This window comes from Vibrio sp. NC2 (assembly GCF_025195005.1).
In the GTDB taxonomy this organism is placed as follows: Bacteria; Pseudomonadota; Gammaproteobacteria; order Enterobacterales; family Vibrionaceae; genus Vibrio; species Vibrio splendidus.
On record NZ_JANVFC010000030.1, the window covers coordinates 1 to 25,525 of the forward strand.

The 25,525-nt window shown below is 42.7% G+C and carries 21 protein-coding genes and 1 tRNA gene; 15 read left to right on the top strand and 7 right to left on the bottom strand.

Features of this window, described 5'->3' with window-relative positions; genetic code table 11:
* Positions 1–3: 3 nt before the first annotated feature.
* From NX845_RS22135 to NX845_RS22145, 3 genes are all read right to left on the bottom strand, one after another.
* Positions 4–77, bottom strand: a tRNA-Cys gene (locus NX845_RS22135).
* A 197-nt stretch (positions 78–274) separates the two neighbouring features.
* Positions 275–1,720 (bottom strand): ATPase RavA stimulator ViaA, encoded by a 1,446-nt coding sequence (viaA, locus tag NX845_RS22140; RefSeq protein ID WP_065682476.1) that lies wholly within the window; start codon positions 1,718–1,720, stop codon positions 275–277.
* Positions 1,721–1,731: 11 nt separating this feature from the next.
* Positions 1,732–3,387 carry an ATPase RavA domain-containing protein gene (locus NX845_RS22145; protein WP_065682475.1) on the bottom strand — a complete coding sequence of 552 codons (1,656 nt, stop codon included), beginning with the start codon at positions 3,385–3,387 and terminating at the stop codon, positions 1,732–1,734.
* A gap of 287 nt (positions 3,388–3,674) precedes the next feature.
* Between NX845_RS22145 and NX845_RS22150 the strand changes: the two genes are divergently transcribed.
* The 12 genes from NX845_RS22150 (at position 3,675) to NX845_RS22205 (ending at position 15,836) form a co-directional block, all read left to right on the top strand.
* Complete coding sequence (locus NX845_RS22150) at positions 3,675–4,190, top strand: NUDIX hydrolase (protein WP_065682474.1); 516 nt, start codon at positions 3,675–3,677, stop codon at positions 4,188–4,190.
* Between the two features lie 39 nt (positions 4,191–4,229).
* Complete coding sequence (gene ltaE / locus NX845_RS22155) at positions 4,230–5,234, top strand: low-specificity L-threonine aldolase (protein ID WP_065682473.1); 1,005 nt, start codon at positions 4,230–4,232, stop codon at positions 5,232–5,234.
* 771 nt (positions 5,235–6,005) lie between these two features.
* A complete protein-coding gene (locus tag NX845_RS22160) occupies positions 6,006–6,530 on the top strand; it encodes a hypothetical protein (protein WP_175400151.1) in 525 nt (174 codons plus the stop codon).
* A gap of 77 nt (positions 6,531–6,607) precedes the next feature.
* Positions 6,608–7,105 (top strand): hypothetical protein, encoded by a 498-nt coding sequence (locus tag NX845_RS22165; protein WP_004731190.1) that lies wholly within the window; start codon positions 6,608–6,610, stop codon positions 7,103–7,105.
* A gap of 89 nt (positions 7,106–7,194) precedes the next feature.
* A complete protein-coding gene (locus NX845_RS22170; protein ID WP_065682472.1) occupies positions 7,195–7,920 on the top strand; it encodes a molecular chaperone in 726 nt (241 codons plus the stop codon).
* A 2-nt stretch (positions 7,921–7,922) separates the two neighbouring features.
* Positions 7,923–8,609 carry a fimbria/pilus periplasmic chaperone gene (locus tag NX845_RS22175; RefSeq protein ID WP_004731194.1) on the top strand — a complete coding sequence of 229 codons (687 nt, stop codon included), beginning with the start codon at positions 7,923–7,925 and terminating at the stop codon, positions 8,607–8,609.
* A complete protein-coding gene (locus NX845_RS22180; protein WP_370736681.1) occupies positions 8,593–11,085 on the top strand; it encodes a fimbria/pilus outer membrane usher protein in 2,493 nt (830 codons plus the stop codon). Before NX845_RS22175 ends, NX845_RS22180 begins: the two co-directional genes overlap by 17 nt.
* On the top strand, positions 11,075–11,956 hold the full coding sequence (locus tag NX845_RS22185; protein ID WP_065682471.1) for a hypothetical protein: 882 nt from the start codon (positions 11,075–11,077) through the stop codon (positions 11,954–11,956). The genes NX845_RS22180 and NX845_RS22185 overlap by 11 nt, the downstream gene beginning before the upstream one ends.
* A 94-nt stretch (positions 11,957–12,050) precedes the next feature.
* Positions 12,051–12,734: a response regulator transcription factor gene (locus tag NX845_RS22190; protein ID WP_017086874.1), complete on the top strand. Its 684-nt coding sequence runs from the start codon at positions 12,051–12,053 to the stop codon at positions 12,732–12,734.
* A gap of 374 nt (positions 12,735–13,108) precedes the next feature.
* A complete protein-coding gene (locus NX845_RS22195) occupies positions 13,109–13,423 on the top strand; it encodes a cytochrome c (RefSeq protein WP_065682470.1) in 315 nt (104 codons plus the stop codon).
* 167 nt (positions 13,424–13,590) lie between these two features.
* Positions 13,591–14,526, top strand: a complete 936-nt coding sequence (gene ylqF, locus NX845_RS22200) for a ribosome biogenesis GTPase YlqF (RefSeq protein ID WP_004731276.1) — start codon at positions 13,591–13,593, stop codon at positions 14,524–14,526.
* 284 nt (positions 14,527–14,810) lie between these two features.
* Entirely contained in the window at positions 14,811–15,836 is a 1,026-nt protein-coding gene (locus tag NX845_RS22205) for a GGDEF domain-containing protein (protein WP_065682469.1), read from the top strand.
* A 169-nt stretch (positions 15,837–16,005) separates the two neighbouring features.
* Here the strand turns inward: NX845_RS22205 and NX845_RS22210 are convergent, their stop codons facing one another.
* A complete protein-coding gene (locus NX845_RS22210; RefSeq protein WP_004731280.1) occupies positions 16,006–16,551 on the bottom strand; it encodes a GNAT family N-acetyltransferase in 546 nt (181 codons plus the stop codon).
* Between the two features lie 166 nt (positions 16,552–16,717).
* Here NX845_RS22210 and NX845_RS22215 point away from each other — a divergent pair, with 166 nt between their 5' ends.
* From NX845_RS22215 to NX845_RS22225, 3 genes are all read left to right on the top strand, one after another.
* The gene (locus NX845_RS22215) at positions 16,718–17,860 is read left to right on the top strand and encodes a fatty acid desaturase (protein WP_029222538.1); all 1,143 of its coding nucleotides are present in this window, start codon (positions 16,718–16,720) and stop codon (positions 17,858–17,860) included.
* Positions 17,861–18,139: 279 nt separating this feature from the next.
* Positions 18,140–19,528 carry an endonuclease/exonuclease/phosphatase family protein gene (locus NX845_RS22220; RefSeq protein ID WP_065682468.1) on the top strand — a complete coding sequence of 463 codons (1,389 nt, stop codon included), beginning with the start codon at positions 18,140–18,142 and terminating at the stop codon, positions 19,526–19,528.
* A gap of 231 nt (positions 19,529–19,759) precedes the next feature.
* On the top strand, positions 19,760–20,050 hold the full coding sequence (locus NX845_RS22225; RefSeq protein WP_065682467.1) for a putative quinol monooxygenase: 291 nt from the start codon (positions 19,760–19,762) through the stop codon (positions 20,048–20,050).
* A gap of 393 nt (positions 20,051–20,443) precedes the next feature.
* On the opposite strand, the gene manA is transcribed toward NX845_RS22225, so the two are convergent.
* The 3 genes from manA to mngB are packed head-to-tail and all read right to left on the bottom strand — an operon-like array spanning position 20,444 to position 25,515.
* Positions 20,444–21,631: a mannose-6-phosphate isomerase, class I gene (gene manA / locus NX845_RS22230; RefSeq protein ID WP_065682466.1), complete on the bottom strand. Its 1,188-nt coding sequence runs from the start codon at positions 21,629–21,631 to the stop codon at positions 20,444–20,446.
* A 2-nt stretch (positions 21,632–21,633) separates the two neighbouring features.
* Complete coding sequence (locus tag NX845_RS22235; protein WP_065682465.1) at positions 21,634–22,800, bottom strand: glycerate kinase; 1,167 nt, start codon at positions 22,798–22,800, stop codon at positions 21,634–21,636.
* A gap of 45 nt (positions 22,801–22,845) precedes the next feature.
* Positions 22,846–25,515 carry a mannosylglycerate hydrolase gene (gene mngB / locus NX845_RS22240; protein ID WP_065682464.1) on the bottom strand — a complete coding sequence of 890 codons (2,670 nt, stop codon included), beginning with the start codon at positions 25,513–25,515 and terminating at the stop codon, positions 22,846–22,848.
* Positions 25,516–25,525: the final 10 nt, after the last annotated feature.

Sequence of the window (25,525 nt, forward strand, 5' to 3'; positions counted from 1 at the left end):
GAATGGAGGCGCCTCCCGGAGTCGAACCGAGGTCCACGGATTTGCAATCCGCTGCATAGCCACTCTGCCAAGGCGCCATTTTTCAACACGTTAGAACCGACTAAACGTTAGCCCCGCTGTGTTCGGGTGCCTACTTTACGGATTGAGTGAAGATAGTCAAACAAAAATGTGAATTTACATTCTGTTTGCTGACATTTAAATCAAATTGCTGCATGTTCGATCTCTTCAATCAAAAAACACACAGCAAAAACGATTTAAATAAGAAGTTCTAGCGCTACCACTTCTTCATGAAGCGGCCAACGAGACTTGGATGATACGACCAACAGTGATCAAACATGGTCATAAGTTGAGGGTTACCATACTTAGAAAGACTGACCGCATGGAAACGGTTTTTGTGCTCTTTCAATTTTTCAACCTGTGCAATCATTTCATCAGATTGCTTAGGGGCAATAAAGTCAGAAAGTACGATCAAATCTGCGTTCTTGTATTTATCACCCGTCATTAGGTCAATCGACTTCATGAGTACAGGTTCTAGATCCGTGCCGCCGTGGAATGAATAGCTTAAGAAGTCACTCGCTTCACGCAGGCCATCTTGTCTTGTTAATTCATAGGTAATCTGCTCAGAAGAGAACAGAATCACGTAACAGTCTCTCTCTTCCGCAAGCGCGATTTGCATCAAAGCGTAAGCCATTGCTTTGGCTGACTGCTCTGGGAACCCACTCATAGAACCAGAAGCGTCCACACAGACGATGAACGGACCTTTTTCAATATCGACGTTTTTGCTATCGGGCTTTTGCGCTTTTACTTTACGTAACGTGCGTGACTTACCTTGCGAGCGATAGCTAAGTAAACGTTTGTCAGCCAAATGTTTATAAAAGATAACCTCAAGTTCAGGATAAGCTAGGAACATGGTCTCGTTCGGCAGCATTTTGTTGAGGTCATCACTTTCATGAATCCCAACAATATCATCGACCGCCTCATCACTTTTCTCTTCAACCATCTGCAGTTCTTCTACAGGGGCTTTATGCAAAGAAGGATCATCTTCCTCGCTAGCCATACGACCTAGCTTTTCAGCGATATCTTGCAGGCCTTTGTGCTTATTCAAGAACTCCGCATGACGCTTCATGATGGTGAGATCAGTTTTGCTTAATTTGGCAGATGCCATGTCCCACAAGCGCCCTACGCTACCCTCATCACCCGACTCCGTCACTTTATCCATGTTTTTCATGGTTTCCATGCGTTGATAAAGATCAGCTAAGACTTTTTCTTTGCTTGTTTCGAGTTCGGTTACTTGAGCTTGTTTAATGGCGTCTGACAGTGATTGGTACCATTGATCGCAAAAATAGTGTGGAAACATCGCGTTATAAACGCCTTTGTTGTTTTCCATCAAGCGTCTTGCTTGTAGGTAGAACGCTGAGTGCCACTCCAATTTTTTGATGACACTATCAATCTCATCAAAAAACTGGGGTTCATCCCAGTAGATAACCTCTTGGTACAGAGCAATCTCTTCTTGGAAACGATCCGTTTCACACACCTTTGTGACACGTTTTTTCACTTTACCGCGCCACTTAACCAAATGGTTTTTAACCGACGTTTTCACGCCCTTGTTCTCAGCAGCCATCATGACTTGAGAACGAGCGATGAGGTCATTCATCGCTGTATCAATGATGCCTGAATCAGCCACCATCAAAGCGAGGTTTAAGCCGTCTGCTCCTAACATATGCTCTCCCCTTACTCGAAGTACTGACTCATGAACTTAATGCGCTGTGCGATCTTGCTACTCTTCACTTTCGTGGTTTCAAGATCTTGCGTTACTGCTTGCAAGCTTGATTCCATCGCTTTCGGTAAGTCAGGGTCAATATAGTTATGAGGTAGCGCATCATGGAATTCAGTGCGAACTCGTTTTAACTTGAATTCAGCTTCAGTTAACTGCTCTAGGGCTTTCTCAGCACCACTCAACCACTTGTTGTATAATTCTTGGTCTAAACCGTCAGTTGTAACCACACTCACCAGTACAGAACGATTGGCAATATCTTTAATGACTAACTGGTTCGATGCATCCAAGTCGAGTTTTAAACGGCATAGGTTTTTATTTTCGTTAACGTAACCGTAAATGTCGCCATGGCCTTCTTTAAGAACTCGATCAAAATCGTCTTTGGCTACGTATACCCAACGGCTATCGCCTTTCTCAGATTCAGACACCGACATGTTGCTTTGCAGCATCACCAGTTTAACTAGGTTGTATGCACTGCCGACGCTGTACATTTTCGCGTTCTTGATGTCATTCTGATAAACGTCTTTACGCAGCAAGCCACTGGTTGACTCCATAGAGAGCGACACAGACAGCGTTGATTCAACATCGTCTTGAATCTCTTCGAGTTCTTCACGGGACATTTCAATTTGAGCTTTCGACTCTTGTTGGTCAAACGCTCGGTTCAATGCAAAGTCTTTTACCACACTACGAACCACATCACGCGATTCTGGGCTATGCCATAAACAGTCTTGCAGTAGCATAATATCCAGCGGATTTACGCTATCACGACCACTGAAGAATGCGCTTGCCTTCAACAGCTTGACCGCTTTCTTCCAGCGTCTGTCCGATACGTATAGATCAGTTTCAGTAGCCGAACTTTGCTTTTTGACAGTCTCTTCAAGCATGCTTTTCAGTTCAAATAGCTTGTTGAACGAGTTATCTGTCAATTCCAGGTTATCGAGCTCTTTCTGCCATTGATGGTATTCAATATCAGTAATCGCCAATCCTTTTGGAATCACAGCTTCCTGAGAGGTACCCGTCGTCAGCATCGATTTGAAGTTTTGTTTGTTTTGAATACGGTTTACGAACACACGAACGAGCATCCGGTCGTAAAGAGCTTCTAAGCCGCTGTCTTCATCTGGAAGTTCGTTGGATGCAGACACTAATAAGCGCATCGGTACGCGTTCGATATCTGCGCCATTTTTGAATGTCTTTTCGTTAACGACCGTAAGCAACGTATTTAGGATTGCAGGACCTGCTTTCCAGATCTCATCAAGAAATACAACTTGTGCTGTTGGTAGGTAGCCTTCGGTCAGTCTGACATAGCGACCGTTATCTTTTAATTCTTGAATACTTAGTGGGCCAAACACTTCTTCTGGAGTAGAGAAACGGGTCATCAAATATTCGAAATAGCTACTGTTGTCAAAAGCCTGGATGAGGCGTTTAGCGATAAGGCTTTTTGCGATGCCCGGAGGACCTAATAGAAACACACTTTCGCCAGCCAGGGCCGCCAGTAAACAAAGCTTAATCGTGTCTTCTCTTTCATAAACGCCATCAGAGAGAGCATGTGCTAATTTATTAATTCTTTCAGAGAGTAGCGCCTTGTCAGCATGTGAGGAAATAGAAGGGTTCATGCGTTACTCCGAAAATCTTTGAACAGTTGAGAGTGTAGATACGTTTTTATACATTTGTTAGCACTTTGTTACAAGTATCTTTTATTATTGAGTTGCCTTTATATCAGATGGTTACGCTGCAATTTTCGCGCAATCATAGATTCCAATTATGAGAGTAACATCACGAACGGCGTGACATTAAATCTATTACTAAGCCTAATTTTTCTTTTATTTTCGACACCATAGACGTTATGGTGGTACACGTCTTCAGTTATACGAAAAATTGGCAAGGAATGTGGCCAAATTGCATGAGTAAAGTTATCCATCAATGGAAAAGTATTTCTCTCATCGAAGAGAACGTGACGCTCCCTACGAACGTCGTGGTAAAACATACAACAATACACCACCCTGGCGCGGCCGTTATTCTTCCTATCACTTCGTCAGGAAAAATCATCCTCATTAATCAGTTTCGTCCTTCTCTTAAGAAATGGCTTTTGGAGCTACCTGCAGGCACGATGGAAATTGATGAGACACCTCTTCAATGTGCCCAGCGCGAACTGGAAGAAGAAACCGGTTACAGTGCAACTTCTTTTCAGAGCTTAGGACAAGTCACACCTTTGGCTGGATTCTGTGATGAAATTCAGCATTTATTTGTCGCAAAACATCTTAGCCTCACTACCCGCTTTGAATGCGACGAAGATGAAGTTATAGAAGTGATAGAGCTGAGCTTAGAAGATCTGCACAACAAAATACGACACGATCAAATCACCGATACAAAAACTATCGCTTGTTTAAGCAAAGCCCAACTATGTGGCTATCTATAGCCAACTATATGACTACCTAAAGTACTCTAGGAGAGAAGCATGGACTTTCGTTCTGATACCGTAACTAAACCTTCGCAAGCTATGCGTGACGTAATGGCAAATGCAGAAGTGGGCGATGATGTTTATGGCGATGACCCAACTGTAAACGAATTGGAACAGTGGGCTGCCAATGAAACCGGCTTTGAAGCAGCGATGTTCACTTCTTCAGGGACACAAGCCAACCTACTTGGTTTAATGGCACACTGTGAGCGTGGTGACGAATACCTTTGTGGCCAACAAGCGCATAACTATAAGTATGAAGCCGGCGGTGCTGCAGTGCTCGGCTCGATTCAACCTCAACCCATTGAGAACAACCCAGACGGCACGTTAGATTTTAAAAAACTTGCTGCTGCAATTAAGCCAGATGACAGCCATTTCGCTCGCACCAAGCTTCTGAGCTTAGAAAACACCATTAATGGCAAAGTGCTGCCAATGTCGTACTTGGCAGAAGCTCGTGAGTTCGTAAATCAACATGGCCTGCAAATGCACCTAGATGGCGCGCGCGTTTATAATGCAGCAGCGGCGCTAGATATACACATCAAAGAGATCGCACAACACTTCGACTCTATGACAATTTGCTTATCAAAAGGTTTAGGCGCTCCAATCGGTTCACTACTCCTTGGCAACAAAGCGTACATCGCTAAAGCTCGTCGACTGCGTAAAATGGTCGGTGGCGGTATGCGCCAAGCGGGTATTCTTGCCGCCGCAGGTAAAATGGCGCTGACTGAGAACGTAGCTCAACTCAAAACTGACCACGAGAACGCGAAAAACCTAGCGATTGGCCTAAGTAAACTAGAAGGCTTCTCTGTTAATCCTGATTTCATTCAAACGAACATCGTGTTCGCTAAGTTAGATGAGTCTGTTGATATTAACCGCATCACACGAGAGTTAGGTGAACAAGGCATTACTATGTCGCCTGGTAATCCAGTACGTTTTGTTACCCATAGAGACATCAGTTCAGAAGACATCGTTACTTTCCTAACAAAGCTAGAAAATGCGCTTTAACTCTTGACGAGATTAGCCTCTATAGCAATTGAGATTTGAGCTTCCCCTGTGGGAAGCTTTATTCTTTCAGCAAAATCATTAACCAATTCCACAGCCCAAATAGCCTTCGACACATGCTAGTTTTCTAATAAACACACTTGATTGACTGGAACAGAACGCAATCTCGTTTTGGCCTATGAGAATACCCTCTGAGAATTATTCTAACATTTAAACATTAAATTATTGTTTAAGTTTAATTTATATTAATGGATTATCCGCATTGTATTGTCACTAAAGGTAAATGACTTAGTAATAATAGCTTAAAGTGTTTAATCACCACGTACACGGTAATTAAAAATAGAACACATCAATCCTAATAGATTCTTGTAAAGAACTAATTTCAATAAAGAAATAGTAGATAGTCGCTGTCCATTATTACAATTTAGAATCGCTACAATCAACTTATAAATTAAATAATAAAATTAGTGTTTTCGTTAATAATGCTGTCACATTCATGATGACAGTAACCCATCAAAAGACCCAAAACGTCCGTATAGACCATAGTCCTATTTTAATCAATTAAATAAAAAACCTCCGTTAATACTAGCATTGAGTAAAACCAACCTATCTAATTGAATATTAAATTATTCTCTAATAATTTCGCTTCTATCTCTCTGCTTAAAATCATACTAAAACTCATACTTCTCCTAAATAATAAACTTTTTTTACTACTTCACCATTTTTTAAAGCACTTATAGTTTTGAAAGTTAAGCAACAAGTTACATTCAATCAGTGAGAGGTGAAATTATGGTTAGAGTATTTCGGATTCTTCATAACTTCATCGTCTCCGTGTTAATTTTTAGTCTGTCACTTTCATTCTATGCTAGCGCTAACAACTTAACGTTAGGAATTAGTGGTCAGATCAAAGATCGATGCGAAATAAACTTTTTCTCTGGCAATATTATGAATTTTACGGAACACCGTGATGTGCAATCGCTGCCTTTTAATATGTATTGTAACCGTCCGTTGGGTATAACGATCAACTCAAAATATGGAGGCTTAAAATATCAACACCAAGGGGTTGATATTATTGAGAGTTACAATTTTTCATTACAAATAGACGAAATTCGTCTTTACGAAAGTAGGCACAGCAGCCAACTTACTTCACCGGTAATGATAAACAGTTCTGGTGTTATTCCTTTCGCTCAACATGGGAGCCTTAGGGTAGCACTCGAAAATAGCTTGCGTTTCGCAGGTTATTATCAAGACGTTATTGAGATCGAAGTTTACCCTTCGATTCATAGCGTGACAAAGTGAAAACTCTGCAATGTATCTGCAGAACAACAAACGCTCAGCAGTATTCGAGCCAATCATTTAAGATAAAGGAATTTCTAATGAAAAAGCTAACACTCTACGCAGCAACAGTCACTGCTATTTTTGGTGCTCAAGTCCAAGCCGCTCCTGGTGATGTCCAGTTAGTTGGTTTTGTTTCACCTGTATGTGAAGTTACTGGTCTTTCAACGCAACTGATGGACTTCGGTAACGTCTCTCAAATTCAAAACCTTTCTGTTAGTGGTCTTAACATGAAGTGTAATGACGTCGATGGTGCAACTGTGACACTGACAAGTGCTGAAGGTGGTCTAGAGTCAGACGATAGCGAAGACTACGCTCTTACCTACGATGCAACATTTAATCCTTCAGGTTTAGCTGCTTTCACGCTTAATGCACCAGGGGGCCCAGGTCTAAATGACGTTTCAGTCAGTAATTCTTATGGCGGTTCTGGAGCATTAGCGACAGGTGTTGCCGCATCTATTGATATTGTGACGACAGAAACCTCCCCGTGGGCAGGTGGCTACTCAGATACATTAACCGTAAATATCACCTCAAATTAGAGGTTAATAAGTCGGGGGCTATTATTTGGCCTCCGACTTAATCTCGATATCAATATCAACGACATAAGTTTAATTTGGAGCTCTTCGCTATGTATAAATGGATCATGCATAAATGGATCGTTCTTTTCCTATTGTCATTCACTTGTCTGTCCGCTCATGCGTTCAAAGTCGAACCGATGTCTATGGAAATGACACCGCTTGGCAAAAGAGCTCAAATGACCATGAGGGTTGAAAATTCTTCAACCGAACCACTCACGGTTGAATTGTCTCCAGTATTTATGACCATGAACGAATATGGAAAAGAGACCACGACGCCTGCAGATGACGAGCTATTAGTGATACCGGTGACCGCAATAATAGAACCTGGACGATCACAATCCATTATGGTGCGGTATTTGGGCGATCCTTCCATCACAGAATCTAAAGCGTATCGCATTGCTGTTAAGCAAGTAAAAGTTCAAAGAGCGAGCAGTAATCAAGGGCAAGTAAGTCTTTTGCTTCAGTTTAATACGCTTATCAACGTGCGACCTCAGAACACAGCTTCCCAGCTAGAAATTAAAAGCATCGAGCAAAATGACAAAAAGAACAAATGGGTTCTTGAAGTACTTAACAGTGGTAATAGTTATGGTCGATTAACCAATACAACATGGAAGATATCTGATGGTAAAAATTCAACATATTTAAAAGGCGTAGAAATCGCTAAACGTATTCCGGGTACTTTGGTTCTTCCCTACTCCACTCGCTTTTTCGAAATGCAGCCTCTTAAAAATTATGACATTAACACCCTATCGATTGAAATAGAGCAGGATCAATAGCAATGAGACGCTATATCTTGGGTGGGCTCATTTATTGGCTTCTGTGTGCACAAACGTTTGGCATAACATTGTTTCCAACCGTCATCGAGCTCAATACAGATCACCGGGCAACATCGCAACTGGTTGTCACTAACAATTCAACACAAGCTCTCCCACTAGAAGCTAACGTTCGTCGTTTGAACTTCTTATCTGATGGCACGTTCCAAACATCAGATCTATCGAGTGAAGAGATGTTTGTGTTTCCACCAGCCGCAATGTTGGCACCCGGTGCACGTCAAGTATTCCGTATACAGTGGTTGGGAAACCGATCACTCGAAACCTCCCAGAGTTACTTCGTTCGCTTCAGTACCGTGAATATTGGCCAGAACAACGCGAGAATAGACAAACCCATCGGCTTAACAACCGGTATCAATTTACAAGTTCACTACAATGCGTTGTTACACATTCACTCATCCTCTTTAGAGCCTGACGTGAAATTACACATAGATGAACAAGGTAAACTAACACTCACTAATTCTGGGTCGCGATTTACCTATACATCGTTACTTCATTTTACGGGGCTCGAATCTCAGAGCCAAAAAGTACATGCGGCTTTAGGTGAACAGTTTATTCCACCACGCTCCACTATTACTTTGCCTTCTTCTTTAAATTACTTACCAATGGGCACTTACCATGGGCATGAAAACTGAAACCCATCACAAGATGTGGCAAGTTTTGTATGTCTTGGGATTAGTACTTTTTTATTGTGCCGCCTTAAGCCCTGCAGCTTGGGGGCAAGAAATGGTCTTGAACCCGACAGGACGAGATATTCAACTTACCTCTTTGTTAAGGATAAGTGACACCATACTTGGGGAAGCGGACATCATCATTACCGCAAACAATGAAATCTTGTTACCAAAGGAAAGTACGCTTTCTCTCCTTTCGTCCGTCGTAACTCAAGAAGGTATTGGGGAACTCAATGACACAACAGACGATAAGATACTGTCTCAGCACCATTTTGAGAGCGTAGGATTAGGTCTTAGTTTCGATTTTTCTTCATTAGAATGCATCGTGACAGTACCGCCTGAATTTAGCTTAACCCAGCAATTGTCTATGAACGGTGCAGATGATTTTTATAACTATGCCGAGCCAAGTTTGCTTAGTGGATACGTTAACTTTGCCCTTTCGGCTAACGAGAGCCAATATGTCGATCAGAATTCGTCAAGGCAGGACCTCTATCGCAGTCAGTTTGACTCAGCACTTAACATTGGTTTTCTAAACTTTGAATATGAATCCTATTTAGAAAACAGCTCATCACAAGATTCGCGATACGTAAGAGAAGGATCTCGTCTTAATATTGACTTTGCAGAACAAGGCACGCGACTTGTGCTCGGCGATATGTACAACAGTGGTCAATCTTTTCAGGACAGCACCGACATACTTGGTATTGGCTTAACTCGAGATTTCACACTCATTCCAACCAGAAACGCTCGACCACGAGCCAATCAATCATTCACACTTCAAAGGGCGTCAAATGTCGATGTCTATATAGATGGGATTGCCGTCCAAAGATTAACCCTAGGTGCTGGTAGCTATAACCTTAGTGATATACCCCTGGCGCAAGGTAGCAATGATATTGTACTCGTCATCACCGACCGCTCAGGTAATGAAGAACGCATCGAGTTTTCTATTGCAACCGGTAACGATTTGCTCAATAGCGGTGAGTTTGAATATAGCATCATGTATGGAGCGCCTTCTGAATTACAAAATGGACAACTAGAATACCTAACCAACGAGCGTATTTTCCATGGTTATGTCGATGTGGGTATTAATCCTTGGTTAACGTTAGGTACCAACTTCCAAACCCGTGAAGATCTTTACCAATATGGTGCTACCGCGTTATTCGCTTCTACATGGGGCGTCACTGAACTCAATGCTTCGCGTAGCGAACACCCTACATTTGGAACTGGCGACGCTTACAAATTTGCGTTCGATGCGGAATTTTCCAATACGAATACGCTGTCCCCACAACTGAGTGTGAGCTATGAATATCTGACCAACAATTTTGCTGGGGTCTCAGGGTTTGATGCTTCCGATATCGATATCAACTTAACCACCCATTATGTATCTGCATTCAGCTCTATTTACCTTGGTCAGTCTTTACGCGCGGCCATGACCCTCAATTATCGCTCGGGAGTAGACAAAGAAAACGATTATTGGCTGATTAGCCCGAGTTTATCGGACGGACTGTTTGATACCCCCGCCACCTGGAGTGCCCGTGTTAACTATCGGCATAACGCAACCGAAGACGATGATATCAGCACTACTGTCACCATAAGTTGGCCTCTTAGTCGACAAACTCGTGTTGTCGGTCGTTACACCACAGAGCTTAATGAAGCCGCCTTAGATTACAGCTATCAGAATAATATTGGTAACACAGGGGGGATGTCGGCGTTTGCGAGTGTCATTACTAACGAAGAAACGGATGCCGATATGGATGCTGGGATTAACTACACGGCTAACCGTTATGAATTAAACGCGACCCACGCTTCGCGGCTTGAAGACATTAGTGGTGAAACACGAAATCACAGTACTGATGTGACTATAAGTAGTGCCCTTGCTTTTGCAGGTTCATCTGTGACGATCGGCAGACCGGTGCGCGAAGCATTTGCTATTGTTAGCAAGCACGAAAGCCTCGCAAAAAATGACGTGGCTGTCGACCCAACAAAAGATGGTGAGTACGCACGCGTTTACCTTAAAGGAGATGCAAGTGCCATGGTTCCTGACCTTGTTGCTTATAATGGCCAAGTAGTCGGTTACGAGGTCGATAACTTGCCACCAGGGTATGACTTAGGCGATGGTGCTTTTTGGATCAAGCCTGGTTATAAACGGGGATTCCAGCTACAGATCGGATCTGATGCTGTGTTAACTGTTATTGGCAAGCTATTCGATCGTCAAAGTAACAACCCTATTTCACTTGTCGCTGGTGTAGCACATTACCTTGGTGAGGCAAAACAGTTGCCGATTGACTTCTTTACCAATCGTAACGGCATATTCGCAATCTCTGGATTAAAGCCGGGAAAATATCAATTGGTACTCGACACTAAAGAACAAGAATCAGTCATCATTACCCTCAGTGAACGCAGTGACAACTTGATAAGACTAGGAGATGTTTATGTGGAATAAACAAGTTCTTTGGGGATCCTTGTTCCTCATCGCCATAAACCATGTACCTTCGGCATTGGCGTGTGAAGCCAGTGCCTTGACTATTCAACCCGTCTCATCGAAATCACAATATGATGTTTTCAGCGCAGGAACGTTCGCAACAATAAACACTTACCGTATAGATGCGATCATAATTGGCGAACCCTGCAAATTAGGCTTAATTTTACAACTTAACGATACCAGTCGATCGTTAAAAGGGGCAAACCAAGCAAAACTCGACTTTGAATGGAGTGGGCAGATTGGTATGTCAGTGGCTAATCAATGGCACTTATCATTAACCGACAGCCAACCTTCGGCAACGATACAAATGCGTTTCCCAAGTAAACAATGGTTAGCGTCAGGAACCTATCGAGGGTTATTGGAAGTCTCGCCTTCTAATACCTCAGATAGTAAACAAATAGAAATTAGCCCTAGTTCACTCCCGGTATCTGTTAACGTTCCGCCTGCTGCAAAAATTCATTTTTATGGATTGACCCAACAACATTATGACCTTGATCTAGGGACTTTATATTCCAACAAGGTTATTCGTTCCGCACCTAACCTATGGGTTCAAAGCAACACAGCTTATACCATCGTATTGGAATCAACCCATCAAGGAATGCTACGTCATGAATCCAATGAGGCAAAATGGGACATTCCATACGAACTTTCCCTCGAAAACGACAGAGTAAACCTTGAACAACTTGACGCAAGAATTCAACGTCTTTCCGCTACGATTGGTCAGCCTATTCCTTTGAGTTTTGTCATCGGTGAGACAGAGAACAAACCAGGAGGACAATATGACGATACATTACAAATTTCTATCGAACCCCAACTTTCACAACAACCATAATTATGTAATTATATAAAAAGTGAGATATGCAACTCAATTATATAAAATCCATCATCATACAATCAAACGTGATTTTTCAGTTTCGGAGTAAATTATGTATGAAAATAAAAATAATTTAAAGCACATACTCCTGGTAGGTGACAACGGTATTAACAACCAGTTTATTCAACGAGAAATAGGGAAATACAGTGATTTTTCTTTTAGCAGGGAATGTATTTTAAGCATTGAGCGCTCTCGTAATCATAAAACGTTCGATGTCGTTCTCATTAGCTACTTACTCTTGGAAAATATCGAAGATATCAACATCATCTTATCAAAAATAGAGTCCAGTAAATGGGTAGTCTATGACGTTCCCTCAGATATTACCGGACAGAGTATTACCGTAATGCAGATATTCAACCTGTTTAATATAAAGGGGATGATTTATCAAGATGCTCCTATTGAACACCTTACACGTTGTTTAAAAACAGTATGTGATGACGATCTATGGCTACCTAGGAAGTTAATGTCACATATTTTATCCAATGCGTGCTCTTATACTTTCAAGTCTCAGGTAATACTGTCTAACCTGACGAAAAGAGAGGCTCAGATATTTAAACGAGTTGTCAGAGGAGATTCAAATCTAGAGATATCAAGCGAACTATTTATTTCAGAAAGTACGGTAAAAACGCACGTATACAACATATACAAAAAAATAAATGTCACTAATAGAAAAGAAGCGATAAGAAAAGCACATTTTATCAATAGTTTAGAGACTATTATACAACCAGACATATAGTTGAAATTATGAACATAAATATAAAAATTCCGATTACAGTTCTTTTTCAAACAGACGTATTAGAATTTAAGCCCTTGATAGGTGACCTGATATTATTCAGTTCCTCATAGAATCACTGTCAGGGCAATAAACGAAGTTTAAATCGAATCGTCTGTGGTTTAATCATACTTTAAAAAGTAGAAAAACATCCCGCCCTCTAAAATACGAGTCGAACTTGTCAACTCTCGGAAACATCACTTCTGCAGCCCCTCTACTTACCTATCAGAGCAAAAAGTACGCTTTAACTGTTAACACCATTAGCATCTATAGCAATTCAGACTTGAGCTTCCCCTTAGGGTAAGCATTATTGTTATGTTTTTAACTGGAGTAAAAACATGACTTATCAATCCTTCGCTTTACTATTACTCACTCTTTCCCCTAGCCTTCATGCCTCTGATTTTGGCGATCCTGAACTGGGTAAAATGAAATCACCAAGTTGCGCTTTCTGTCATAGCCCCACGGGTGAAACAAGTAACACTGATTACCCCAAACTTTCGGGTCAAGATTCAACTTACCTCTATAACACGATGAAAGCTTACCAAAGCGGAGATAGACAAGGCGCTTACGCAGAAATGATGCGAGCACAACTCAGTAAGCTCGATGATCAAGACTTGAGAGATATAGCGGCTTTTTATGCTTCACAACATTAGCGGCTCCCACCTTTATTAGAGCAATCATCAACTGAATAAACATCACCACTTCGCCTATACTTCAAGCAAACTCAATGAACTCATTGAAGGTCGGGATAGATATACCTTTACACGTATCATCCAACCCTTACAATGTGCAGCAAATATATTTATCAAGGTTTATCTCTATGTCTATTCAATGGTTTCCGGGTCACATGCATAAAGCCCGCAAAGAAATCGAAGAAGTTATCCCACAGGTTGATGTGATCATCGAAGTACTGGACGCTCGTATCCCGTTCAGTAGTGAAAACCCAATGATCTCTTCACTGCGCGGCGATAAGCCTTGTGTAAAAGTGTTGAACAAGCGCGACCTTGCCGATCCTGAGCTTACTGAGCGTTGGATTGAGCACTTCGAGAAAGAGCAAGGCGTTAAAGCGATTGCCATTACCACCAGCGTAAAAGAAGAAGTTAACCACGTGATGGAGCTAGTACGTAAACTGGCACCGCACCGTGAGCAAATGGGCAAGAACATTCGAACAATGATTATGGGTATCCCTAACGTGGGTAAATCGACCATTATCAATTGCTTGGCTGGACGTACGATTGCGGTAACGGGTAACCAACCTGCGGTAACTCGTCGCCAACAACGTATCAACCTGCAAAACGGCGTGATCCTTTCAGATACTCCTGGGATCCTTTGGCCTAAAGTAGAAAACCCACACAGCGGCTTCCGTTTAGCTGCGACTGGTGCGGTAAAAGATACAGCAATGGAATACGACGAAGTGGCATTCTACACAGTAGAATACCTAGCAAAGCAGTACCCTCACCTACTGCAGGAACGCTACCAAATTGAAGAGCTGCCAGAGTCTGACATCGAATTGATGGAAGCGATTGGTCGTAAGCGTGGTGCACTTCGTGCTGGCGGTCATATAGACATTCACAAGTGTTCTGAAATCCTTCTTCACGAACTTCGCAGCGGTACTTTAGGTAAAGTAACGCTAGAACTACCAGAGATGATCACCAAAGAGTTGGTTGAAGTAGAAGAAGCAGCTGCACTGAAAGCTGAGCAGCAGATTAAGAAGAAAGAAGAGCGCCGTAAGCGTTACTTGAAGAACAAGCGCTAATCGCTATTAGTTTTTGTTAATCTCCATTAGTTTCTGTTAACCACTCTTACACCAGCCTCTAAGATATTCACGTTCTACCGATAATAGAGCGTGAATATTGCCTTGTACCGTTTGTTGATCTAGCTAACATACTGACAAATCTATAGAAATGGTCATTTACAATCCCAAAGACTGTGACATACTACGCAAATTATTGTGTATCAATCTCGGCTAATTTCTCAATGCGCTCTTATTCTGGGTTCAAGAATCAAAGATTTAAAACCTATTTCGATAATGAAATTTATTTGCCGTACATAAATTTCATCTACATCCCGATCTCAATATTCTGTGCATTCATCATCACTGACTACATTCACTTTGGTACAGAGTGTGTAACACCTATCATTTTCCGAGTCTTACTTTTTCTATTGATGATGGCTGTCGCCAGATACTGCATTACAAATAAACCCAACGTTTTAGAACTCATAGAAAGTACCTTCCTTGTAATTAGCTCGCTTTTCTTGGTCTATGTAGGCCGACTCGCTATCGAGCTGAGTAATTTCGATTACCAAGGTGGCATCATTCTAGTCATGATCTACATCGGAACCTTTTCAAGACTGTCTGTTAAATACAGCATCTCTACGCTGTCATTTATCTTTTTGGCTTATCTCATTGGCCTTGCCCCTCAGCTTTATGAAGCAGAGCCTAGTCACGAAATAGAAACAATTTCCGTATACGCTTCAGCTTATATTCTTATTGCAGCTTCTTGTTTAAGACGAGATTTCGAAGTGCATAAACGCTTCACTCAATCCGAACAGCTTCGTAAACAAGCAATACAACTCCGCAAGCAATCTAATATGTTTGAAGCCCTTTCTTATCAAGATGCGCTAACGGGTTGCTACAACCGCCTTTATCTTCATCAGGTGATCGAACCAAGCATAGACCGTCAGTTATCCATAACATCGATCATGATAGATATTGATCATTTCAAATCGATTAACGACACCTACGGCCACCAAATGGGTGATATGGTGATCAAAGAACTGGCCGATGAGATTCAAAAAAGGCTACCAACCAGCAGTAACTGCTTTCGATACGGCGGTGAAGAGTTTTTGGTGATGGTCCAAGGAGAAACTGAGGCTTCAATTGAATCGCTAGTTAACTCCCTATTAGAATCTCCTTCTCTCCTTCGGTTAGAAGTAACGATTTCAATCGGTGTGAAACATGCGTTACAGGCTCTCGGCTCTGTCGAACAACTTATCGACGATGCCGATCAAGCACTCTACATTTCGAAGAAGAGCGGTAGAAATAAGATCACATGGAGTGATTAATCGCCCAGCATTTCACGCGCCCTAGCGATTCATTATAACGACCATTAATCCAATCAAAAAAGCCCCGAACAATTGAATGCTCGGGGCTTTTGTCTTTGTTCTTGTGCTTTAAAATAGCTTAGTTAAGAACCTGCTACTCAGCAAACAACCAGTACTCAACAAGAATCCACTAAGAATACACAACGCTCGCTGTTTTCTGTTCAAGTTCAACGGGAGAGCTCCAAGAAATCACTTTTTCATTCACTTGGCTGCCACATGGTGCGTTCCAAACTTGCTCTAGTTCTTCTTTGCCACCAATCGCCTGATAAAAAGCAATCGCTTGGTGGTTCTCAGACATCACCTCTAGGTAAAGCCCCGAATCAGAATAGTATTGCTGCAACCACTTTGACAATTCAGACAATAGACGCTTGCCAACACCACGACCGTGGTAATTATTGTCTACGTGTAACGCATCAATGAACGTACCACGTTCAAAGTTGTGATTACCAAACGCGCAGACGAAACCAACCAGTAAACCGCCTTCTTCAAGCAATAAAACATGTTGGTTGAAAGGAGGGTTAATCAAACGAGTCTGCCAAATAACAGATCTGTCCTCCAAAACATCATTTTCTAGGTAATCATCAGCAAGAATGCCACGGTAATATAGCTTCCAGCTATCCGCGTGTAATTGGGCAATCCGCTCATAATCTTTATATTCAGCTACCTTAATTTCCATTTATTAGCCCTTAGTACTTCCATTTATGACTTGCTACTACATTTCACACTACCTTTATACAATATTTAAGCAAAACATACTAATACACGTTTACACTTTCAATATTGACTTACACGTGTACGCTGATATTCTAGCGAACAGATGTAAGCTCAATGGAAATTTACTAATGAATAGTGCCGAAAAACCATCAACAAAAAAGCCACCACTAATCTGGCTCAATATTTTTGTATTCTCTTTTAGCATGCTGTTAGCTGTTGTCGCGGCTCCCGTTTATGGCTACTTTTTTGGCTATGGTATGGAGCACTGGATATGGCTAGCGATCTGTTTTACGTTCTGTAACCTTTCTATCACGACGGGTTATCACCGCTTATGGTCACACAAAGCATTTGAAGCGCATTCAAGCCTAAGATTTCTATTTGCATTAGGTGGCGCATTTGCTCTACAAAACAGCGCGCTACACTGGTCTTCTGATCACCGTGTGCACCACAAGCATGTCGATAACAACGACAAAGACCCATACTCAGCAAAGCGTGGCTTTTGGTATTCGCACATCGGCTGGATGATTCGTAATTACAACACTGCAATGTACACAGATTACGAAAATTGTCGCGACCTGAAAAAAGATAAGATTGTTATGTGGCAGCACAAGCATTACGTTTTATTGGCACTACTTATGAACTTCGGTGTTCCAATCGCATTAGGTGTAATTTACGGTGACGTGCTTGGCATGTTGTTAATTGTGGGTGCAGTTCGTTTGGTCCTCAACCACCACACCACATTCTTCATTAACTCTCTTGCTCACATCTGGGGTAGCCAACCTTTTACCGACAAAAACACAGCGCGTGACAACGGTGTGCTAGCGGTACTCACTTTTGGCGAAGGTTACCACAACTTCCACCACATCTTTGAGAACGACTACCGTAACGGCATCTACTGGTGGCAATACGATCCAACAAAATGGTTGATTAAGAGTGCTTCTTTAATGGGCTTAGCAAGCAAGCTTAAGAAAACACCACAAGCTCGTATTGAAAAAGCCGAAGCATCAATGTTATTAAAGCGCACGCAGCAAAAAATCATGCACCGTGCCGATAAGCAACAAATCGCGGAAAAGCTTCAACAAGAGTTCGATGCGCTTGTATCAAACATGAACGAATACTACGAAGTCAAAAAGCAGCTAATTGAAAGTAAACGCGAAGACGTTGTGAAAAAGTACGAACACTCAGTACTAAAGGTTCGTTACCAACAAATCAAAATGAATTTTGAACAGCAGAAGAAAAATTGGGCGATGACAGTGGAACAATATGCTTAAAGTAAAGCAATACGCTTAACACCCCAATAACAACACTGTTTGATTTTTAGACGAAAGCCTTCATTTTGCTATGGGGGCTTTTTTATTTCACAGATCTAATTAAATACATGAATTTTAAGTCTTTATTCTAATAACAGACACTAGTTCCAAATGTCACACTTTCACTGCAACAAGATGTCAACCTATAGAGCTTGCTGTGACAAATGTCACTTACAGAACGATACCCTTCCCATAACATGCGCGTCCCAAAATTCTTTCAGCAATTAGCGGACCCATTTTATGAAAATGTTAAAATCATCCCTGGCCCTAGCGATTTCTACTTCCCTTTTATTTGGTTGCGGTGACGAAACAACAAATAACTACTATCCTGTCGTCCCTTCTTCTACGGAAGCTAAAATCGCTACGTATAACCTGTCGTTTGATCGTAAAACCTTTGAAGCTCTTGTTGCTGAAATGCAAATCGAACCTAACGCTCAAGCGATGTTAGTGTCCGATTATTTGGATAATACAATTAGCGCCACTGACAAAGAAACGGCAGCAAAAGTTATTCAGATCCGCAACGTCGCAGCTGTGATTCAAAAGAATCGCCCTGACGTGCTTATGATGGCTGAATTTAACAATGACGGCACAGGTACTGATAAATCAGCGCTAGAAGGTTTTCAAAAGAACTATCTCTCTGTCGCTCAAAGTATTAAAGGTGCAGGTGGCGACGCAAACTTAGAGCCAATCTCATACCCATACTTTGAAAGCTACTCAACTAATACAGGTTTACTGAACGAATTTGGTTTTGATTTAGACAATGATGGTAACGCTGGAACACTACCAGGAGATGCGTGGGGCTTCGGTTTGTATCATGGGCAATACGCATTTGCTCTGATGTCAAAATATGAAATCGACACAGCCAACACGCGTACATTCCAAGAATTTAAATGGAAAGATCTCGAAGGTGCTACTATTCCAACAATCACTGTTTGCGACGATCCTAGTAAGTTCCCAACAGGTATGGTTTGCGGCGATGAGTGGTACACGAACGACGAATGGGAAGAAGTTCGCTTGTCTTCAAAGAACCACGTTGATGCGCCAATCCTCATCCCAACCAAAGATGGCACAGAAACTGTTCACTTACTGATGTCACACCCTACACCGCCTGCTTTCGATGTAGGTAAGAACATTGAACAGAACGCAGCCGAAGTAGACTTCTGGCACCAATATATCCAGAACAAATCGTTCATCTATGACGACTCTGGAAAAACGGGTGGCCTTGAGCAAGGTAAACACTTTGTCATGATGGGCGATCAAAACCTAGACCCAGTAGATGGCGACGGTATTAGTTCTGTGATGCAAGACTTGCACAACGATGCATTAGTTAACCAAGATGTCACCAATGGCAGCTTGTATCCGACAAGTTACGGTGCTGCTGAGCATGCCGTCGATAAATCATCATCTCACCCACAGCCAAACCGTATCACTTCGACGTTTGGACTTGCGGTTGATTACGCACTGCCGTCAGCTTCACTGAACATTGTTGAATCTGGTGTTTATTGGGCGGCTTCTTATGAAGAAGGCCGTAAGCTATTTAACGACACTCGTATTGGCGACTATGGTAACGGCAAAGACGTATCATCTGATCACCGTATGATCTGGGTGAAAGCGGACTTCAGTAACTAACCCATTCAATTGAGACCTATGAAGCCCTCTTGTTTCTATGAGGGCTTTTTAATAAGCGTAACCCATTACCACTAGCTCTATGCTCTATGCTCTATGCTCTATGCTCTATGCTCTCGAGTTTGAATTGTGGATGCTAAGAACCATAGTTATTGGATCCCAGAACTCTTTTTTCAGTCTGAATTTATACTTATATTACTTGCACTTATTGAGTGGAACACCGAGGAATAAAGAATGGGCAAGCTAACGATTATTGCAACAATCGTCTCTAAAGAAGATAATATTGAGCTAGTTAAATCAGAGATGATTAAATTGATCGACAAAACCCGTGTTGAAGACGGCTGTATTAACTACGATCTGCACCAAGATAATAGTAACCCAGCTCACTTCGTTTTTCATGAGAACTGGGAGTCTGAAGCTCATCTAGAGAAACACTTAGCGAGCCAACACATCGCCGAGTACATGGCTGCGACTGAAGATTGTATCGAAACCTTTGTGCTTAATAAAATGACGCACATTGCCTAACCAATCACTCAGCACTGATTCAATAAAAAACCCTGCTCTGAACGCAGGGTTTGTCTTTTCTACAGGCTTATATCTGCTCATTCTAATAATGAAAAAACCCGCCAGAGTAGCGGGTATGGTCAATAATCATGACTGTCAAAGACAGATAGATAATACCAATCGTAGTAAATAACTGTCAGCCTAGCTGGTTCAAAAACTTGATAACTGCGTTAGAATTTTTGATTGTAGAATAACTACTTATCGAAAAATTCTGCCTTGTTCTCAAGTCTTTTTCCTGCGCTATTTCTGATCACTTACTTACTGTGATTGGTATAACAACCATCAATCCAATATTGAGTGCCTCTTTACAGTGGCACTCTGACATTTCTTTTGCTGATCGCTAGCACGGGGGCACTAGTTAAAAGCACGAGCCAAAATGCCATTCCCTTGATATTGGTAAACACTTGAATTACTGCTTACAAAGACCGACTCTCCGGGCTTAAGTGATACTGTACGTTCTTCAGAAGTGACGGTCGCCTCTCCTTCCACACAGAACAAGATCTCTGCGCTACGTAGATACTGTGACTTGCTCTCATCAGTCGCAGATAAGATATCAAATCCAAAGTCATCCACAGGAATCGGATAGCTCATCTTGCCCTCTTTCAATACAGGCTTAAGGCGAATATCTTCTGGCTTAATCGGCTCAAAGATCGTGTTGTCGATAAGCTCAGGAACGTCTATGTATTTAGGTGTGAGACCGGCACGCAGCACATTGTCTGAGTTTGCCATGATCTCCAAGCCTGTGCCTTGAACATAAGCGTGAGGTGTTTCTGCGAACAGGAACATCGCTTCACCGGGCGCCAGTTCAACCGTGTTGAGCATCAATGGTGCAAACAAACCAATATCACCCGGATAGTGCTGTTTGAATTCAATGCTGTATTGCAGAGCTTCACGCCCCATGACCGTTTTAGCTGGTCGCGCATGTGCAGCATAAAGCTCATTAAGCGCAGACACTTTGCGGTCACCTTCAAGAGACATAATTGCGCTAAAGAAATACTTCAGAGAATCACTGTCGGCATTGGCTTTAAGTACATTAAGCTCAATCGCTAACGAAGGAATATCCGCTTCTTCGAACAAGGCTATAATATCGTCGATTGGACGAAAGCCATTCATCGCTTTGTAGAACGTCAACGCATAAACCAACTCTGGCTTGTGGTTTGGATCTTTGTAATTACGATTTGACGCATTCAAAGGGATACCAAGTGCATTCTCTCGCTCAAAACCTAATTCAGATTTACGCTTATTCGGATGAACCTGAATCGACAACGGTGTTTCAGCTGCTAATACCTTAAATAAGAAAGGTAGTTCACCGAAACGTGCCGCCGTGTACCCACCTAAGACATCGATTCTATTTTCATCAATCATGTGAGAAAGCGGCTCACCGGTATCGCCTACTTTTGAGCAACCATTAGGATGAGCACCCATCCAAATTTCTGCTTGAGGTTCTTGGTTTGGGTTCACAATACCAAACAGTTGGTTGATGGAGTCTTTGCTTCCCCATGCGTAGTTTTGAATAACGTTGTCGAGTTTAAATAGAGACATAATTACTTCTCATTAAAAATCTGGCTGCCAAGCTTGAGCGTGGCGGCGATATTACGGGCAGTACGAGTCAGGTTTTGATTCGCTTCTGATAAAACTTGGTCTAAAGACTGAGGTGAACGTACGGTTCCAAATAAGCTAGACATCGAGCCGTAAAGTTTTTCAACGTCTTGCCCCAAAGAGCCCGCAATGCCGATAGTCGGAATATTCAGCTTTTGAGCGCGCTGAGCGATACCGAAAGGTGTTTTACCTTGCAGGGTTTGGTTGTCCATCTGTCCTTCTCCAGTTACGACCAGTGAAGCACCTTCAAGAACCTTATCTGCATCCAAGGCATCTAGTACCATCTCAATACCCGCTTTAATTTGGATATTGAATGCCAGACTTAACCCCAGTGGTGTACCACCAGCCGCACCAAAACTAGCGGTGTCTCGATGATTAATTCTCGTATGCGCTTGAGCGATATCGGCAAAGTGTCCGATCGCAGTATCAAGTTGTTTAACTTGAACTTTTGATGCTCCCTTCTGCGGACCAAACACGGCACTGGCTCCGCTTTCACCACACAGAGGATTATTTACATCACACGCGACCACGAACGTAACTTCTTTGCATCTAGGGTGCAGTCCATCAAGATTAATGCTTGCTAACTGGCTTAACTCAGCGCCGCCACCAGATAACTCGTTGCCTTGCTTGTCTAATAACTTGCCTCCCAACGCTTGTAAAATGCCAGCACCTGCATCGTTGGTTGCGCTGCCGCCCAGACCAATGATGATTTGTTCCACGCCTTTATCTAGCGCATCTCGAATCAGCAACCCTGTGCCGTAAGACGATGCTGTGAGAGGTGATCTTTCTTCTACGGTTAATCGGTCTAAACCCGACGCTTGGGAAAACTCTACCAAGGCAGTGTTTACGCTTTTGCCATCAACCTGTTGTACAAGTGAAGCCCAATAAGCCGTACATTCGCGACCGATTGGATCCGTCGTTTGCAACCCTTGTTTCTTACCATTGAGCGCCGCTAGCAACACGTCTACCGTGCCTTCTCCGCCATCGGCGAGTGGCATTTTCACAAACTCTGCATGAGGAAAAACGTCGGAAAATCCACGCTCAATACAAGACGCAACTTGATGCGCGTCGAGTGATTCTTTAAATGAATCGGGGGCAATTACAATTTTCATTGTCGTTCACCATTCCCGCCCACCAAGGTGAGCGGGTGATTGAAATTAGAATTTGATTTGGAATGTTTTTGCTTGGCAAGATGCCAATTCACCAAAAGATAAGTCGCCAAAAGACAAGTCACTAAAGGTTTCAATTGCTACATCACCTTCACGAACGCGCTCGTCCATGCTTGTCTCTTTCCAACTTGAAACGGTTTGAGTGAAGGAGATTGAATCTGACACTGAACCTGTTTCTGCCGGATTGTAGACACGCATGACCAACGCATCTTCATCTTCCGCTTTCTTCAGCACACTCAGCACAGCGCCTGATTGTTGCTTAGACAAAAGGCTAAAACTCATCGGTAGGTTTTGCTCACCTACGTTTAGCTTCATCGCGTTGTAAGGGATCTTGTTGTAGCATTCGATTTGAGTGACATTGTCACGTGCTTGCGCCATGACGTTCGCGTCAATATGGTTGCCAGAGAAGCCACACAGCGTGAATTCACACACTAGCTTGCCGCGCACTTGTGAATCAGGGGTCGGGATCTTGATGCCTGATGGACGGCCCGGACGAAGCAATAGCTCTTCTTTACCTAACACGCCGATACCGCGGAATAGTGTCAGTGCGAAGGTATCTCGGTTTTCGTCACCTTGAGATGCAATCACTTCAAATTCACGTAGACCATTCGACATGATTGCCATGCCCGCGTTACCGTTTTCTAGCGCAGCAAAGTTCATTAACTGATAGACAGGAACCGGTGCTTCTTTCCACTTCTCTTCTTCCCAAACCGCCATTGCTGGGTCATTGGTTGGTCGAGTAATACAACCGAACTGGTTATCTGCAACCACAGTTTCAGAAACAAATGGCGTTGGTACTAACACACGTACACGGTGGTCGTCGGCTTGATTGTCTAGTTCCATGCGTACTTCAATGCGGCGAGAACCTTGCTTCAATACCACTTGGCATTGCGCTTCAACAAAACCATTTTGACCCGTGCGCTCTTCACGCTCTGCAAGGTTTGCAGGTACGTTCATTCGGAAAGCGATGTTCGCTACCGATTGGAAGCCTTGGTGGGCAATTGATGTTTCTACCGGGAATTCATCTGAGTACAGTAACCATTCTTGACGAGATGGAGAGTAATCGTACTCATCGCCGTCATCAGAACCGTCTTCCAAACGAAGTACTTGGTCGAACACTTGCTCTGTCTCTTTATCGAAAATAGTCAGAGTACCATTGTCGTTTACATTGATTCGGTAGTATTCGTTCTCTAGCAAGTAGTCTTTTTGCTCAGCAACTTTTACTGCGCCCTTCTCGTTACCTTGAACGTGTAACGTGGTGAAGCCCATAGCTGGAACAGTGCGTTTGATTTGAATATCAAACTCCATGAACGGGTCGTAGTTACCGTAGTGAACGATTTGACGGTCTACTTTGCCTGGGTCAATTTGGCGCTTATCTTGGATGAAGTACTCAACAGGGTTTTCGTTTTCATCAAAGATAGAGAACTCTTGTGCACGGATAGTGATAGTCGTGTTAACCACTTCTTCACGCTCGTATGGTGAAAGGTTGAACATTGCTAGTTTGTCGGAACCTTCGCGATCCGGCATATGGTCAACAATCTTACGCTTGTAGAAATGAATCAGGTTGGTCGCCATGTCGTCCGCAAGGATGTAACGGTTTAGGATTTCAGCGTGAACCTTGTCAGAACAACAGCAGCCAATCGAGTCGTGAGCGTGGTTCTTCATGCTCTCTTTCCACATTTTCTCAATCAAGCCGTGGTGGTATTCGAAGCCTAATGTCCAAGCGATAGACGCTAGCGGCTCTAAGATATTTACAATCTTGTTTTCGATTTCAGCGTGGATCAGTTTGATGTCCATACGCGTAGACGAAATAGTACGGTGAACACGCATGTATTTACCGTCGTTGAATTCGCCTTTAATTGTGTCGAGTTGGTCGCGTGCTGCTTCTACTTTTTCGAATACTTCTTCAAAGCGGCTCATTGAGAATTCGCGATCTGGGTAGATTTCGCGAAGTTTGTCCATTACTTCAAAGATGTCTTTTTGAATCGGCATTTGGTCATGGCCATTCGGCAGCAAAATGTCTTTCGTTACCGATGGCTTTTCTAGCACTGGGAAGTACTTATCTAAACGAGCACGCAAGCCTTCTTCGTCTTGTGGAAGGTATTTGCCAATTGCGTAACCTAGCGGAAGCACTTGTGCCGTAACTTCACTGCCGTCGTTTGATTGCCATAAGAATTCTGTTTTATTCGTGCCATGACGTTCTGAACAACCACGCCAGAACATTGCACGCGTGATGTCGAAGCCGTTGTAGATCATCGGCAGCTGTGAGCTCATGCTGAATGAATCTGGTAGGTAACCGATCTTCATTGCATCGCCAAATTTCATACAGTCTCGAATGCCATACATCATGTTACGTACAATTGACTCACCAGAAACTTGCATTGTGTCGGTTTGAGAATACCAAGGGCCAATAATAAGCTTGCCCGCTTCAACCAATGCTTTTACGCGTTCTGTGTTCTCTGGTTTGATTGCGAAGTAATCTTCTAGAACGGCTGTTTGACCATCTAGAACGTAGTATTTGTATTCTGGATCACTCTCCAGACGGTTCATGATTTCTTCCATGTTGTTCACTAGAAGAATACGAGACTCTTCTGTTGTGAAATACCATTCACGATCCCAGTGCATGTGTGGAGTAATATGTACGCGTGATGTAGTCATAATCATTTAC

What these genes read in the sequence shown, in the direction of transcription:
- NX845_RS22235 (WP_065682465.1), bottom strand. Translation starts at nt 22,800, where the DNA reads ATGAAAATTGTAATTGCCCCCGATTCATTTAAAGAATCACTCGACGCG.
- ltaE (WP_065682473.1), top strand. Translation starts at nt 4,230, where the DNA reads ATGGACTTTCGTTCTGATACCGTAACTAAACCTTCGCAAGCTATGCGT.
- viaA (WP_065682476.1), bottom strand. Translation starts at nt 1,720, where the DNA reads ATGTTAGGAGCAGACGGCTTAAACCTCGCTTTGATGGTGGCTGATTCA.
- NX845_RS22225 (WP_065682467.1), top strand. Translation starts at nt 19,760, where the DNA reads ATGGGCAAGCTAACGATTATTGCAACAATCGTCTCTAAAGAAGATAAT.
- NX845_RS22145 (WP_065682475.1), bottom strand. Translation starts at nt 3,387, where the DNA reads ATGAACCCTTCTATTTCCTCACATGCTGACAAGGCGCTACTCTCTGAA.
- NX845_RS22180 (WP_370736681.1), top strand. Translation starts at nt 8,593, where the DNA reads ATGGGCATGAAAACTGAAACCCATCACAAGATGTGGCAAGTTTTGTAT.
- NX845_RS22165 (WP_004731190.1), top strand. Translation starts at nt 6,608, where the DNA reads ATGAAAAAGCTAACACTCTACGCAGCAACAGTCACTGCTATTTTTGGT.
- NX845_RS22215 (WP_029222538.1), top strand. Translation starts at nt 16,718, where the DNA reads ATGAATAGTGCCGAAAAACCATCAACAAAAAAGCCACCACTAATCTGG.
- NX845_RS22190 (WP_017086874.1), top strand. Translation starts at nt 12,051, where the DNA reads ATGTATGAAAATAAAAATAATTTAAAGCACATACTCCTGGTAGGTGAC.
- NX845_RS22195 (WP_065682470.1), top strand. Translation starts at nt 13,109, where the DNA reads ATGACTTATCAATCCTTCGCTTTACTATTACTCACTCTTTCCCCTAGC.
- NX845_RS22220 (WP_065682468.1), top strand. Translation starts at nt 18,140, where the DNA reads ATGAAAATGTTAAAATCATCCCTGGCCCTAGCGATTTCTACTTCCCTT.
- NX845_RS22170 (WP_065682472.1), top strand. Translation starts at nt 7,195, where the DNA reads ATGTATAAATGGATCATGCATAAATGGATCGTTCTTTTCCTATTGTCA.
- NX845_RS22210 (WP_004731280.1), bottom strand. Translation starts at nt 16,551, where the DNA reads ATGGAAATTAAGGTAGCTGAATATAAAGATTATGAGCGGATTGCCCAA.
- mngB (WP_065682464.1), bottom strand. Translation starts at nt 25,515, where the DNA reads ATGACTACATCACGCGTACATATTACTCCACACATGCACTGGGATCGT.
- NX845_RS22185 (WP_065682471.1), top strand. Translation starts at nt 11,075, where the DNA reads ATGTGGAATAAACAAGTTCTTTGGGGATCCTTGTTCCTCATCGCCATA.
- ylqF (WP_004731276.1), top strand. Translation starts at nt 13,591, where the DNA reads ATGTCTATTCAATGGTTTCCGGGTCACATGCATAAAGCCCGCAAAGAA.
- NX845_RS22175 (WP_004731194.1), top strand. Translation starts at nt 7,923, where the DNA reads ATGAGACGCTATATCTTGGGTGGGCTCATTTATTGGCTTCTGTGTGCA.
- NX845_RS22150 (WP_065682474.1), top strand. Translation starts at nt 3,675, where the DNA reads ATGAGTAAAGTTATCCATCAATGGAAAAGTATTTCTCTCATCGAAGAG.
- manA (WP_065682466.1), bottom strand. Translation starts at nt 21,631, where the DNA reads ATGTCTCTATTTAAACTCGACAACGTTATTCAAAACTACGCATGGGGA.